The organism is Chryseobacterium jejuense, assembly GCF_900100075.1.
GTDB classification, from domain to species: domain Bacteria; phylum Bacteroidota; class Bacteroidia; order Flavobacteriales; family Weeksellaceae; genus Chryseobacterium; species Chryseobacterium jejuense.
Genome location: NZ_FNEG01000003.1, coordinates 420,683 through 434,809, shown reverse-complemented (window position 1 = coordinate 434,809; position 14,127 = coordinate 420,683). Strand labels below are relative to the sequence as shown.

The following is a 14,127-nucleotide window of genomic DNA, read 5'->3' as shown; positions in this document are numbered from 1 at the left end:
TGACAGGTGAAAATCACTGTTCTACTTTTGACGGAAAATATTTCAATATGAACAGTAAAACTATTTCTATTTTAAGCTATGTAACCATTATTGGCTGGATTATCGCCTATGTTAAAAGTAAAGATTTAACCGTTAAAAATGATCTCGCCAATTATCATCTTGAACAAGGGCTGGGCTTCTTTCTGTTAACCGTTGTTGTGAATATTATTCTTTCAATAATAATTCCTATTCTTCCTGTATTATCTTTTCTGAATTATATAGGATTGCTCTTATTGATTTTATGGGTATTCGGAATCATCAATGCTGCGAATGAACAGAAAAAACCCATTCCGGTAGTAGGAAAAATGTTTGAGAATAAATTTGGTTTTCTGGCATAGCAAAACTTATCTTCCTATATTGCATCTATCTATTTCTATAAGGGATAATAGGTGCAATATTGCTAAATTTCATGAAAGAATTACAACAACTCACAAAGGATCAGCTATATATTTTTCTTAAAAATCAATCAGAAAATTTTTATTCTACTGTTACTTCAGCTTTAGACTTTACTCTGTTCCAAGATCATTCTTTAGATGAAGAGGACCTTTCTGATTTCCTAGAAATGCTGGATCCGGAAACTGCAGAAAAAGTAAAAGCAGCTTCATTGCAACCAAATGAAGATGATATACCTACCATTATTCTTGCAGAACATGAAGGTTCAACCTCTCTTGATTTAGTCACTGAAGATGGCGAAGGATACAAAGTAATTCTGTTTGATAAAGACATTAACCTTCCCGGAAACCTTTTTGTTGAAGACTATGTTGTTCTTATTGTTATGGGAAATATACAGGCAAAAAATATAATTGTTAACGGTTCATTATACTGTACTGGTAACCTTTCCTGTGATGTATTATTTGGAGCTTCAGGTAATGATAATGAAACCTATTTTGAGGGAAATACATCTTCAATTCTTATTGCTGAAAATGGGCATTACACTGTTGCTGAAGGAAATATAGATTCCCAATACCTAATAAGTCTTCATAATGAAATTGAAGGAAAATCAGGGCGAAATATTGAAAAAACAATCTTGGATGGATCCAATGAAGCAGAAGTTTTAAACCCTGAAATCCTAGATGAAAACGGATATTTTGAAGAAGATTCTTTTCTCAATTTCATCAATAATAATCCACCAGATGCTGTATTTAAATAATTCTTAAACGCAAAGTTTTAAGGATTCTAACACTTTATTTTAGGAAGCAAAGAGAGAGCGACTTTGTCGCGGAAGAAGCTGTATGGAAACGTTTGCTTAGAAAGAATCAATAAAATTGATTCAATACTTTGCTGCCTCAAAACATAAACGGCATTCATCATAAAACTTTGCGTAAAAAATATCTCACTGCATTTTATCTGCGAAATCTGTGAGAGCTGCGGGAGAAAAATCATTTTAATAAAATACTGAAAATGTATTTTTAAACGCAAAGTTCTAATGATTCGAACGCTTTATTTTAGAGAGCAAAGAGGAGCGACTTTGCCGCGGAAGAAGCTGTATGGAAACGTTTGCTTAGAAAGAATCAATGAAATTGATTCCATACTTTGCTGCCTCAAAACATAAACGGCATGCATCATAAATCTTTGCGTCTAAAAAATATATCACTGCATTTTATCTGCGAAATCTGTGACATCTGCGGGAGAAAAATCATTTTAATAAAATACTGAAAATGTATTTTTAAACGCAAAGTTCTAATGATTCGAACGCTTTATTTTAGAGAGCAAAGAGGAGCGACTTTGCCGCGGAAGAAGCTGTATGGATAACATACGCTTAGAAAGAATCAATGAAATTGATTCAATACTTTGCCGCCTTAAAACATAAACGGCATGCATCATAAACCTTTGCGTCTAAAAATATCTCCTTGCATTTTATCTGCGAAAGCGTGACATCTGCGGGAGAAAAATCATTTTAATAAAATACTGAAAATGTATTTTTAAACGCAAAGTTCTAATGATTCGAACGCTTTATTTTAGAGAGCAAAGAGGAGCGACTTTGTCGCGGAAGAAGCTGTATGGATAACACGCGCTTAGAAAGAATCAATGAAATTGATTCAATACTTTGCTGCCTTAAAACATAAACGGCATGCATCATAAACCTTTGCGTCTAAAAATATCTCCTTGCATTTTATCTGCGACATCTGTGAGAGCTGCGAGAAAATAATCCTAAGAGAAAAACAGCAGGTGTAGATAACATTATTTAGACCTGTTTATAATCAGAGCAAAAAATTTTTTTCTCAAAAAACTTTAGAATAACTTTGCAAAAAATTTCTGTTGAAAGACCTGCTTCTTATTACCCCGCCTTTTACCCAACTTAACACTCCTTATCCGGCAACAGCCTATATTAAAGGATTTTTAAATACTAAAAATATTTCCAGTTATCAGATGGACTTGGGAATAGATGTTATTTTGGAGTTATTTTCAAAAGGTGGATTACAAAAGGTTTTCAATAAAGAAATTGATCTTCAGAATGCTTCTGAAAATACTCAGAGAATTTATGCATTAAGAGAAGAATATTTAAAAACTATAGATCAGGTAATTCCCTTTTTGCAAGGAAAAAGCCCAACGCTGGCAAGACAGATCTGCAGCATGAACTTTCTACCGGAAGCTTCCCGTTTCAACCAATTGGATGATATGGAATTTGCATTCGGAAATATGGGTTTACAGGATAAAGCCAAACATTTGGTTACTTTATATCTGGAGGATATTTCAGATTATATTGTAGAAAATATTGATTCTGATTTCGGTTTCAGCCGATACGCCGAACGTTTGGGAAAAAGTGCCAACTCGTTTGATGAATTGTATTCAAAATTATCCGATCAACAAACATTTATTGATGATTTTACTTTAACTATTCTTCAAGGTAAAATAGAGTCTGTACAGCCTAAATTGGTTTGTTTTTCTATTCCATTTCCAGGGAATTTATATTCTGCTTTCAGATGTGCTCAGTTGATAAAGAAAAATTTCCCGAACATCAAAATTGCAATGGGCGGCGGATTTCCTAACACTGAGTTAAGAGAGATCAAGGATCAAAGAGTTTTTGAGTTTTTTGATTTTATAACATTGGATGATGGTGAACTTCCTCTCGAACTTCTATGTGAGAATATTCTTCATCCTGAGCCAAGTGAAGAACCTCAATACAAAAGAACTTTTTTAATTGAAAATCAAGAAGTTGTTTATAAAAACAATTCAAAAAGACACGATTTTAAGCAAGCAGATATAGGCACTCCTGACTATACGGATCTAAAACTGGATCAATATATTTCAGTCATTGAAATTGCCAACCCAATGCACAGCTTATGGAGTGACGGAAGATGGAATAAGCTAACCATGGCTCACGGATGTTATTGGGGAAAATGTACATTCTGTGATATTTCTTTAGATTACATTAAAATCTACGAACCTATCTCTGCCAAAATTCTGGTAGACAGAATGGAGGAACTCATTAAAACTACAGGAGAAACCGGGTTCCATTTTGTAGATGAAGCGGCACCACCAGCTTTAATGAGAGAGGTTGCCCTAGAAATTCTTCGAAGAAATCTTGTGGTTACCTGGTGGACCAATATCCGTTTTGAAAAAAGCTTTACCCGTGATCTATGTTATTTATTAAAGCTTTCAGGATGTGTTGCCGTTTCAGGTGGACTGGAAGTAGCAAGTGATCGTTTATTAAAATTAATTGATAAAGGAATTTCTGTGGAGCAGGTTGCAAAAGTGACAAGAAACTTTACAGAAGCCGGAATTATGATCCATGCTTATCTGATGTATGGCTACCCTACTCAAACTATCCAGGAAACAATTGATTCTATGGAGATGATTCGTCAGTTATTTGAAATGGGAATTTTACAAAGTGGCTTTTGGCATCAGTTTGCAATGACTGCCCATTCACCTGTTGGATTGAATCCGGAAGAATTTGGAGTTACTCCAATCAAGCAGGAAATTCTATTTGCTAATAATGATATTGATTTTACAGACAAAACCGGAATCAATCATGATAAATTTAGTTCAGGGTTAAAAAAATCCCTATTCAATTATATGCATGGAATTAATTTTGAACTTCCTCTTCAAGAGTGGTTTGATTTCAAAATTCCAAGAACAACTATTCATCCCGATTATATTCACGACAGTTTATTGGAAGATGAAGATTTTAAATTTAAAGGAAATTCAAAAATTGTCTTTTTAACCAAAAATGTAATCGCTGAGAATCGCGTAAAAAATAAAAAGAAATATTCTGGTACATATACGCTTCTTACATTCCACCTAAAAACCAATATTGTTAAGGTTGAAATGGAACAGGACAAAGCAGATTGGCTGATGGATATTTTGAATGAACATTCTATCGACAATCAGAAAAAACCTACAGCTCAGCAACTTAAGAATCAGTTTGAAGAAAATTTTGAAGATTTTGAATTGTTCTGGTTCTCAAAACCTATGCAGCAACTGAAAGAAAATGGAGTGATTTTGAGTTTATAAAATTGTTCTGATTTTTCTCAGGGATTTTTAAATTAATAGAATTTGCTACATTTTATAAGATAAATAAGTTTCGGCTAAAGCCAATGGAAATTTATGTTTTTATTGTAAAACGGGCTAAAGCCCATTTCTATTGATTTTCACTTACCCTAGCTAATACAATTTAATGTAATACCGAAGTTGAAAATCGCAAGGACGCCATTTCTGGAATATCTATGAGCTTTAAAGGCGCAAAGATTTTATCTTCGATAAAATTGTATACCGTATATTTAGTTCATGACACAGCTGATTTTATTTATAAAATACAAATATTCACAAACATCTGTGTAAATCAGCGAAATCTGTGGGAAATAAAACTCTTATAATTTAATTGGTAACCTAGTTTTTGTCATTCACCATAGATATTAACATAGAGTGTTTAGATTCTTTCAGAAATCGCAGATTATCTCCTTTTAGTCGATGAATATTATTTCGACATAGTCAATGACAGAATACAGATCATAAACATCTCCCACAGATTTCGCAGATGATTATACACGCAAACAAAGAAAAATTCGTGCATTCGTGGCAAAAATATACACAACGAATGCACGAATAAAATAAGTGCGATTATATAAAGCTAAGTGGATAAAAGCAAAAACCTCAAAATATATTTCTGAGGTTTTATTTTTTATATTTTTGAATAGACTTAATTAGGAGTATCTTTTGTAACAGGACCTACAGTTACTTTTTCCTGAATTTTAATAAAATTTGGATCCATAATGGCCATACGTTCTGCAAGAGCTTTATAGGTTGGATATTTTAAAATTGAAGCTCTTCCGGACATTTCTTTGAAAAGGGTGAAAGACTTTCCGCCAGCTGTCTTCAGTTGCTTTGTTGTCGTAATATATTTACCAATGAGTTTACTTTTTGCATCATAGATTTCAATATCGAGAAAGCTTTTTTCCATGATTTTATCATCTGAACCAAAGCTTACCGGTAGATTGGTAAAATATCCCACAGGAACTCCATTGCTGAGGATCTCTCCTACTTTATTGACTTCAAGATTCATTTTATCGATCTTTTTTCTGATCGTATAAGCATCCTTAGTTTTGTTGTCCAGTTTCCTTTTGGGAACGTTTGAAAACAATTCATCTAGGGTCTTTACATTGATCCCTTTATTATCAATGATTTTAAAATCTTTCACAGAAGTATACACCGCTGATCTTTCTTCTCCGGAAAATGCAGAAGGAGAAGTATAATCTACTTCGATGGTTTTTTCCCTGTTATATACTCTATTGACCTGTATATAGCTGTCTCTGACAGAGTCTACAATACTTTTATCAATAAATTTGATAGTATACAACGGCGTTTCCTTCAAATCCATAAAAGTGTATTCATTGGATTTGTTTGAAATTTTAGCCACCGGAATCCCGTCTAAATTGATAATTCCTCTTTTGGTTTTAATATTCTGGGCGTTGAGGAAAATACCCAAAATTGTAAAGAATATGATTATACTTTTCTTCATAAAATCAGATTTTTACATGAAGTAAAATAAAAAAAGTGTAACTTTGGTTACACTTTTTTGAAAATATATTTAGCTTTTCATTTAATTATTCGCAAAGGATAATTCCTTTGTTATGATTAAATTCCACAACACCGCTTTTGATTGAATATGAAAAAACAGAGTCTTTATCATTTTCTTTGGTTAGGTTTTTTGCGAAAGCTTCATCTACAGAGTTTGTAAAAAGTTTCACTTTCCCACCAATTAAAGAAGAAACGATTCCTGCGTGGTTTTTCATGATGTGGAATTCACCATTTTTTCCAGGCAATAATACTGAGTTTACTTCTCCTTCAAAAACTACGTATTCTGGTGTTAAAATTTTTATATTCATTTTAATTTAGATTAAAAGATTAAAAGATTGAAAGATTAAAAGATTCTGACATATTGAATGTCTCTCATCTCACGTCTAAAAATCTGATGTCTAATTATTAAGCGTTTTCAGCTAACATTTTTTGTCCAGCTTCAATTGCTTCCTCAATAGTTCCTTTCAAGTTGAAAGCAGCTTCTGGTAAGTGATCTAATTCACCATCCATAATCATAGTAAATCCTTTGATAGTATCTTTGATATCTACTAATGATCCTGGAATACCTGTAAACTGTTCTGCTACGTGGAAAGGCTGAGATAAGAATCTCTGAACTTTTCTTGCACGGTAAACAACTGATTTATCTTCTTCAGAAAGTTCTTCCATACCAAGAATCGCGATGATATCCTGAAGTGATTTATATCTTTGAAGAATTTCTTTTACTCTTTGAGCACAGTTATAGTGATCGTGACCGATAACTTCTGGAGAAAGGATTCTTGAAGTAGAAGCCAATGGATCTACCGCTGGGTAAATACCTAATGAAGCAATCTTTCTGTCAAGTACCGTTGTTGCATCCAAGTGAGCAAACGTAGTTGCAGGAGCCGGGTCAGTTAAGTCATCCGCAGGTACGTATACCGCCTGTACTGAAGTAATTGAACCATTTTTAGTTGAAGTAATTCTTTCCTGCATCGCACCCATTTCAGAAGCTAGCGTTGGTTGGTAACCTACCGCTGATGGCATACGACCAAGTAGTGCAGATACCTCAGAACCAGCCTGTGTAAAACGGAAGATGTTGTCTACGAAGAAAAGTACGTCTCTACCTTGTCCGCTTTCTCCACCATCTCTATAGTACTCAGCTAAAGTAAGACCAGAAAGGGCTACTCTTGCTCTTGCACCTGGCGGCTCGTTCATCTGTCCGAAAACGAATGCTGCTTTAGAATCTTTCATAGCTTCTAAGTCTACTTTAGAAAGATCCCAACCTCCATTTTCCATAGAGTGCATGAAATCATCACCATACTTGATAATACCTGATTCTAACATCTCTCTCAAAAGGTCATTTCCTTCTCTCGTTCTTTCACCTACTCCGGCGAATACAGAAAGACCTCCGTGTCCTTTTGCAATATTGTTAATCAACTCCTGAATCAATACTGTTTTACCTACACCAGCACCACCGAACAATCCAATTTTACCTCCTTTTGCGTAAGGCTCAACTAAGTCGATTACTTTAATACCTGTAAATAAAACTTCTGCTGAAGTTGATAATTGATCAAATTTTGGAGCTGGTCTGTGAATTGGAAGACCACCTTCCTTAGAAATATCTTGAAGTCCGTCGATAGCATCACCAACTACGTTGAATAGTCTTCCGTTTACAGCCTCTCCGATTGGCATAGTAATAGGATTTCCGTATCCGATTACATCTTGACCTCTCTTAAGACCATCAGTAGCGTCCATTGCAATACATCTTACTGTATCTTCGCCAATATGTTGTTCTACCTCTAAAACTACTTTTTCACCGTTTTCTTTTGTAATTTCTAACGCGTCATAGATTGCTGGAATTACTTCCACATCATTAAAGACAACGTCGATTACCGGACCAATAATTTGAGAAATTTTACCTTTAATTTGGTTTGCCATTGCTAAATTTTTTCTTGGTGCAAATATAGTGATTCTTCGTAAACCCGCAATTGGTAAAAAAAAGATTTTTATCATACTTTTTAGAAATTGATCCATGCAGCAATTTATCATTCTGACAGCCCTATTTCCCTGAAAAAAATATTGATCCCTTGTTATATTGATAGATTGTTACATTATATCTATATTTGCAGTCAAATTTTTCCCGTTTTGAAAGTTTTCAAGAATTTTAAAGATTATTCCTCTCAAAAGCCTCTAGCATTGTCTTTAGGTATGTTTGACGGGGTACATCTTGGACATAAAAGTATTATCGATGAGCTGATTAAGGTAGGAACAGAAAACAATCTGGAAACTGCTATCCTTACTTTCTGGCCACATCCGAGGTTTGTTTTTAATCCCAATGAAGATTTAAAATTACTGAATACCATAGAGGAAAAGCAACAGCGTATTGAAAAATATAACATTGATACTCTGTTTCTTAAAGAATTTGATGAAGAATTCAGAAATCTTACCGGAGAAGAATTTGTACGTCAGATCCTGATTGATAAACTCAATGTAAAATACCTTATTATAGGATACGATCATTCTTTCGGAAAAAATAAAAGCGGAAATTTCGAACTTCTTCAAAAGCTTTCTAAAGAGCTTGATTTTGAGGTTGAGCAAATGGAAGCCATTAATATTCACGAGAATAACATCAGTTCTACCAAGGTTCGTAATGCTCTTTTAACAGGAAATATTAAGGAAGCCAATGAAATGTTGGGCTACTCCTACCCTGTTTCCGGAACGGTAGTTCATGGAAAGAAGATTGGAAGAACAATTGGCTACCCAACCGCTAATATTGATACGGAATCTATTAAACTTTTACCTAAAAAAGGGGCTTATATTGTAGAAGTGGAAGTAAAAGGCCAACAATATAAAGGAATGCTGAGCATCGGAACCAATCCTACAGTAAATGGAGAAAAGCTAACCGTTGAAGTATATATCCTTGATTTTAACGATGATATTTATGACGAAAAGATCACCGTAAAATTCAGAGACTTCCTTCATGATGAAATCAAGTTTGAAGGATTGGAAAAGCTTATTGAAAGACTTGATGAAGATAAGCGATTAACAGAAAAATTTAATTTCTAAGATATACAAAAGGCTATTCATCACTGAATAGCCTTTTTAGTTTTTATTTTAAAAGATAGATTCCTCTCATTCTGAACTTGTCAAAGAATCTCTTTTCTATTTTATTTTAAAACCTTTACATAGATTTTTTGGGTCTCACTATTTAATTTTACATTAGGAAATGCTTTATCATGGTCAATAAAGATATCTCCTTTCTCATTGGCTTTTCCGTTGCCATCAGAATCCCACTCGGTAGCGATATAATATTTTACACCATTGGTAGGTTTTGGGCTAATTTTACTTTCTGCATCTGCAGGTACCGGTAATTCAACTGTAAAAGGAATTGCTTTTCCTTCAAATTCTTTTTCAGTAATTAATGTTGCAGGAGCATCTTGTAAACCTTCACTTACTCCATATAAACTTACTTTAAGTTTTGGATTTTTGATGGTAAATGTATCTGTACCAGTAAATTCTATCTTAAGATTTTCTGATTTTACATTCTCAGTGCTTTCAGGAGTAGCTGCCGGCTCTTTTTTTTCAGGCTTATTACAACTTGATAAAGCTAATGTACCTGCTGCCATGAATAATAAAAGATGATTTTTCATATATTCTTATTTTAATTAATGTAAGTTTAATATTTCACAGGTATTTGATAACAAAATCTATACCTAGATTATTTTAATTTCTATTTTACAACACCCATTTCAGAATTTTTTATTATTTCAAATAGTTAATATAAGTAAAATAATTATTAAAAATATGAAATAAAACGAATTTAAAATACATATTATTTACAAATAAAATACATTTTAAATGAATATTTTATATATATTTATCCAACTTTGAATTAAGCTTCATATTTACTATAAATTAGGAAACCATGGATAAAAATTATAGCCGGAACTTTCAAAATGCATAAGCTTGAAAAAGATAGTTCTTGTAACCAATCATATTTCCAGATTATTTAGTTTATTGAATGTCTGAAAAATTCAAAATAAGTAGATATTTTTATAACACATGATTTTCAAATCTATTATCTCTGCTATTCTAGTTGCCATATTGAGTTTAATTGGTATGCTATGTACGCAGAATGACAATTCAAACCTGGTGTATGCAGCACTATTCTGTTTACCCTATTTCATTTTAATTGCTTTTTTATATTTTCGATTTAATACCATTCGCAGAAAGCTAAACTTATTTGATAAGCCTAATATTATCTTTGAACTTGCTTATGGTTTTGTATTTTATATTGCCTTCTGTGTGCTTTTACCTGTGTTGCTGTTTGTGACTACACTAGGTGATGATTATGAACACAAATTATATGCTGATTTGGGTGACCTCATTTTAGAAATGTTTCCTGTCATTTTAACCCTGAGTATTTTTTTGACAATTTTTAGCAGCATAATAATAACCTGGGCTATTAGATCATACAAAGTATTACTACCTGTTATTATCATGTATATTTTTTTCATATCTATTGTATACAGTATTGCTCAATATGATAATGAAAAACAGGAAACTACAATTAGTGGTGATACTATAAAAGAAGGCGGAAATGATGGATGGCGCGGCTCAATGAGTAATCCGGAGGCCTATCCCGTGCAGCTGTACAAAGGTATTTTTCTACTTTCTAACAATGAAAAGTACGAATTTACTTTTAACGAGGGAAACACTGTAAATTACAGAGCAAAATGGGGTGAAGATGGAGGAAATACAGATAAGAAAACTATGGCACTCCCAAAAGCGCTGGATCTTACCTGGTATTCATTTGCAGAAAATATTTTTTACCGGGTAAACAGCCCTATTGATTATAATAAACTGCAAATGCTCTTCGATACGCCTTATGCTGAGAAAAGAAGTAAAGGAAAAACTCAGGAAAACTATAACAGTATTATTATGGGTTTTGCGCCAGGCGGTGTATTAGTGGTTTGGGCAGGCAGCAGTGGGCATCGCCAAATAGAAATTGGGCGTTACCCAGCAGAAAAGATCAACATTACTAAACAAATATCTTATGATGAAAAATTAAAATATGGAGATTTGTTTAATCAGGAATGGCGCCAAAAAGTATTAACAGATACCACAATTGTACCTTATAAAGTACAGCAAATTACAAAAAACAAACCTATTCCTTATGGTTATTGGGACAAATTACGAATACGTTACAACTGGCATCCGACGTTTGTAGTATCTCCAGAAATAAAAATCTATGATGCAGATTTTAGTTTTTATAATGCTGAACGTTTTGTATTTTCTGATGAAACTTTGCTAAATAACATCAACGAGGAACGTGGTATTCCTGAAAATGTATACATTAAATGGTATGATAAAAATGACAATCGATGCGCAGTAGATTTTGAGTTTAATGAAGAGAAAATCTTTAAACAATTTGACGTTTTTTTTAACAAGCAAAAAAATACCAATGCCAAAATAGAATTTAATATCAGTCAAAAGAATAAAACAGCAACCGCTATGCTAATAAATGGTGAAAATAAGTTATTACTTTTAGAAACCCCAATTATAGAATATGGTGAGAATTATTAAAAATATCTAAATTGAAAAGCTAGTTTTTCCTATTGGTTTTGCTTTTTAAGAATTGTTAATTGTGCTTTGAACTTTTTTGGTTAATGATTTAAACACCAAATCGTAAGAATGATCTATTAATTTAAAAATCAAGTCTCTTTTTAAACCATCCACAGATACTGAGTTCCAATGGGTTTTGTTCATATGGTAAGCTCCTGCAATCTGAGGATATTGTTCTCTAAGCTCAGCACTCCATTCCGGATCTGTTTTTACATTGATGGACAAAGGCTGTCTTTCAAGTCCCATTAACAGAAACATTTTGGTATCAACCTTCAATACAAGGGTTTCATTGTCAAAAGGAAAACTTTCCGTAACTGCTTTTTTAGCAAGGCAATAGTCTAATATTTCGTTGGCATCCATAGTTTTTTATGAGTAATGAGTAATAGGCAATTAGTAATATGATTAATGATGGTTGATATAAGAGATGTTTAATAACAAGATCTTTTATCTTTTATCTTTTATCCAAATTTAGTAAATTTAAGAAAGAAATCACCATCACATCAAAACCCATTGTTATGAAAGCTTTAGTAATTGGTGCTACAGGCGCTACAGGAAAAGATTTAGTTAATCAGTTACTTAATGATAAGGCTTTTGAGGAAGTCGATATTTTTGTAAGAAAACCTGTTGATATTGAGAACGATAGGCTTAAAGTTCATGTTGTCAATTTTGAAAAACCTGAAGAATGGAAAGAAATGGTAAAAGGAGATGTTGCGTTTTCCTGTCTGGGAACTACTTTGAAGGATGCCGGAAGCAAAGAAGCCCAGAAAAAAGTGGATTTTGATTACCAATATGAATTTGCGAAAGCCGCCAAAGACAATGATGTGGAAGACTATATTCTGGTTTCCGCTTATGGTGCTGATCCAAAATCAAGGATTTTTTATTCAAAAATGAAAGGTGAACTGGAAGAAGCTGTAAAACAGCTGCATTTTAATAAAATCACCATTTTTAAACCCGGAATGCTGGAAAGAAAAGATTCTGCAAGAACAGGTGAAGTTCTGGGTAGCAGGATTATAAAATTTGCCAATAAACTTGGATTATTGGAGAGTCAAAGGCCTTTACCTACGGATATTCTGGCAAAGGCTATGATTAATTCTTCAAAAATTAAAAGCAATGGCTATTCAAGTATTAAGCTGGGAAATATTTTTTGCTTTGCAGAAAAAACAATTGACCAATAATTAAAAAAACATCTGTGGAAACCCGTGGAATTTGTGGAACTATTTATTTCAACCACAGATTTGCACAGATGCATGGGATTAAAGTGTATAATTTATTTTGTGGTTTTGCTTCCCATGTTTTGTCCTAATTTTTCATATTCAATATCATTAGGCTCCCAAAGTTCTATTTTATTTCCTTCAAGATCCATGATGTGGACGAACTTTCCATATTCATAGGTCTCAATTTTATCTACAATGGTTACATTTTCTTTTTTTAACTCTACCATCAGTTTTTCAAGATCCTGTACCCGATAATTAATCATAAAATCTTTTTCAGAAGGCTGAAAATATTTTGTTTTTTCACTGAATGGACTCCATTGGCTGAAGCCCTTCTTAGAATTATCTGCTCCTTGATACCACTCAAAAACAGATCCGTATTCGTTGACTTCAAAACCTAAATGTTCTTTATACCAATCCCTCATTTTTTTGGGATCTTTAGATTTGAAAAAGATTCCACCAATTCCTGTTACTCTTTTCAGATCATCAGATTCTTTTTCTGTAACTGCTTTAAAAGCAAATCCTGATAAAAATGCGGCCAGTATACAAACTGCAAAAAATATTTTTTTCATGGGTTTCAATTTATTTTAAAATAAAAAAAGTGGATGTAATCATCCACTTTGTAAAAATATACTTTTTTGTTTTTTATTTCAAATGTTTTGTAATTGATTCGCTTGTAGGTTTTGTGGTACTTACATAGCTATCAATCAGCTTTCCGTTTTCATCAATCAGGAATTTCGTAAAGTTCCAAAGAATGGTCGTATTTTTTACACCGTTTAATTCCTGTTCTGTTAAGTATTTAAAGATAGGTGCCGTATCATCTCCTTTTACAGAAACTTTAGCCGCCATCGGGAATGTTACTCCATAATTCTTCTGGCAGAATTTTCCGATTTCGGTATTAGTTCCCGGCTCCTGTCCTCCAAAATTATTGGCTGGGAAACCTACAATTACCAATTTGTCTTTGTATTCTTCGTAAACTTTTTCAAGATCGGCATACTGAGGAGTAAACCCACACTCTGAAGCTGTATTAACGATCAGGATTTTCTTTCCTTTGAAATCTGCAAAGTTGATTTCCTTTCCGTCAAGGCTTTCTACTTTAAAATCATATATTGTTTTTCCCATAAGTTCTTTGGTTTTTGCTTGAGAAATTTCACTTTTTTGATTGGTGCAGCTTTGCAGAAATGCGATAAAAGAAAGCAGCATTAAAAAAATATTTTTCATTTCTTATAGATTTTATGCAGCCTGAACTGCAGATGAA

Annotated in this window: 13 protein-coding genes; 6 read left to right on the top strand and 7 right to left on the bottom strand. The window is 33.1% G+C overall.

What is annotated here, in order from left to right:
* The first annotated feature begins 47 nt into the window (after window positions 1-47).
* The 3 genes from BLS98_RS11150 (at window position 48) to BLS98_RS11140 (ending at window position 4,494) form a co-directional block, all read left to right on the top strand.
* Window positions 48-377: an import component protein gene (locus BLS98_RS11150; protein ID WP_089736821.1), complete on the top strand. Its 330-nt coding sequence runs from the start codon at window positions 48-50 to the stop codon at window positions 375-377.
* A 71-nt stretch (window positions 378-448) separates the two neighbouring features.
* The gene (locus BLS98_RS11145; protein WP_089736476.1) at window positions 449-1,189 is read left to right on the top strand and encodes a hypothetical protein; all 741 of its coding nucleotides are present in this window, start codon (window positions 449-451) and stop codon (window positions 1,187-1,189) included.
* Between the two features lie 1,109 nt (window positions 1,190-2,298).
* Window positions 2,299-4,494 carry a B12-binding domain-containing radical SAM protein gene (locus tag BLS98_RS11140; protein ID WP_089736474.1) on the top strand — a complete coding sequence of 732 codons (2,196 nt, stop codon included), beginning with the start codon at window positions 2,299-2,301 and terminating at the stop codon, window positions 4,492-4,494.
* 685 nt (window positions 4,495-5,179) lie between these two features.
* Here BLS98_RS11140 and BLS98_RS11135 read toward each other — a convergent pair.
* The 3 genes from BLS98_RS11135 to atpD form a co-directional block, all read right to left on the bottom strand.
* Window positions 5,180-5,998, bottom strand: a complete 819-nt coding sequence (locus BLS98_RS11135; protein WP_089736472.1) for a hypothetical protein — start codon at window positions 5,996-5,998, stop codon at window positions 5,180-5,182.
* 85 nt (window positions 5,999-6,083) lie between these two features.
* On the bottom strand, window positions 6,084-6,365 hold the full coding sequence (locus tag BLS98_RS11130) for a FoF1 ATP synthase subunit delta/epsilon (RefSeq protein WP_089736469.1): 282 nt from the start codon (window positions 6,363-6,365) through the stop codon (window positions 6,084-6,086).
* Window positions 6,366-6,462: 97 nt separating this feature from the next.
* On the bottom strand, window positions 6,463-7,971 hold the full coding sequence (gene atpD / locus BLS98_RS11125) for a F0F1 ATP synthase subunit beta (RefSeq protein WP_089736468.1): 1,509 nt from the start codon (window positions 7,969-7,971) through the stop codon (window positions 6,463-6,465).
* Window positions 7,972-8,178: 207 nt separating this feature from the next.
* On the opposite strand from atpD, the gene BLS98_RS11120 reads away from it, so the two are divergent.
* A complete protein-coding gene (locus BLS98_RS11120) occupies window positions 8,179-9,099 on the top strand; it encodes a bifunctional riboflavin kinase/FAD synthetase (RefSeq protein ID WP_089736466.1) in 921 nt (306 codons plus the stop codon).
* 101 nt (window positions 9,100-9,200) lie between these two features.
* On the opposite strand, the gene BLS98_RS11115 is transcribed toward BLS98_RS11120, so the two are convergent.
* Window positions 9,201-9,683, bottom strand: a complete 483-nt coding sequence (locus BLS98_RS11115) for a YbaY family lipoprotein (protein WP_228425174.1) — start codon at window positions 9,681-9,683, stop codon at window positions 9,201-9,203.
* A gap of 412 nt (window positions 9,684-10,095) precedes the next feature.
* Here BLS98_RS11115 and BLS98_RS11110 point away from each other — a divergent pair, with 412 nt between their 5' ends.
* Entirely contained in the window at window positions 10,096-11,619 is a 1,524-nt protein-coding gene (locus BLS98_RS11110; RefSeq protein WP_089736462.1) for a DUF2931 family protein, read from the top strand.
* 45 nt (window positions 11,620-11,664) lie between these two features.
* Here BLS98_RS11110 and BLS98_RS11105 read toward each other — a convergent pair whose 3' ends face one another.
* Complete coding sequence (locus BLS98_RS11105; RefSeq protein WP_089736460.1) at window positions 11,665-12,018, bottom strand: MmcQ/YjbR family DNA-binding protein; 354 nt, start codon at window positions 12,016-12,018, stop codon at window positions 11,665-11,667.
* Window positions 12,019-12,173: 155 nt separating this feature from the next.
* Here BLS98_RS11105 and BLS98_RS11100 point away from each other — a divergent pair, with 155 nt between their 5' ends.
* Complete coding sequence (locus BLS98_RS11100) at window positions 12,174-12,833, top strand: NAD(P)H-binding protein (protein WP_089736458.1); 660 nt, start codon at window positions 12,174-12,176, stop codon at window positions 12,831-12,833.
* Window positions 12,834-12,925: 92 nt separating this feature from the next.
* Here the strand turns inward: BLS98_RS11100 and BLS98_RS11095 are convergent, their stop codons facing one another.
* On the bottom strand, window positions 12,926-13,441 hold the full coding sequence (locus tag BLS98_RS11095; RefSeq protein ID WP_317040633.1) for a VOC family protein: 516 nt from the start codon (window positions 13,439-13,441) through the stop codon (window positions 12,926-12,928).
* 73 nt (window positions 13,442-13,514) lie between these two features.
* Entirely contained in the window at window positions 13,515-14,090 is a 576-nt protein-coding gene (locus tag BLS98_RS11090; protein WP_089736456.1) for a glutathione peroxidase, read from the bottom strand.
* Between the last annotated feature and the right edge of the window lie 37 nt (window positions 14,091-14,127).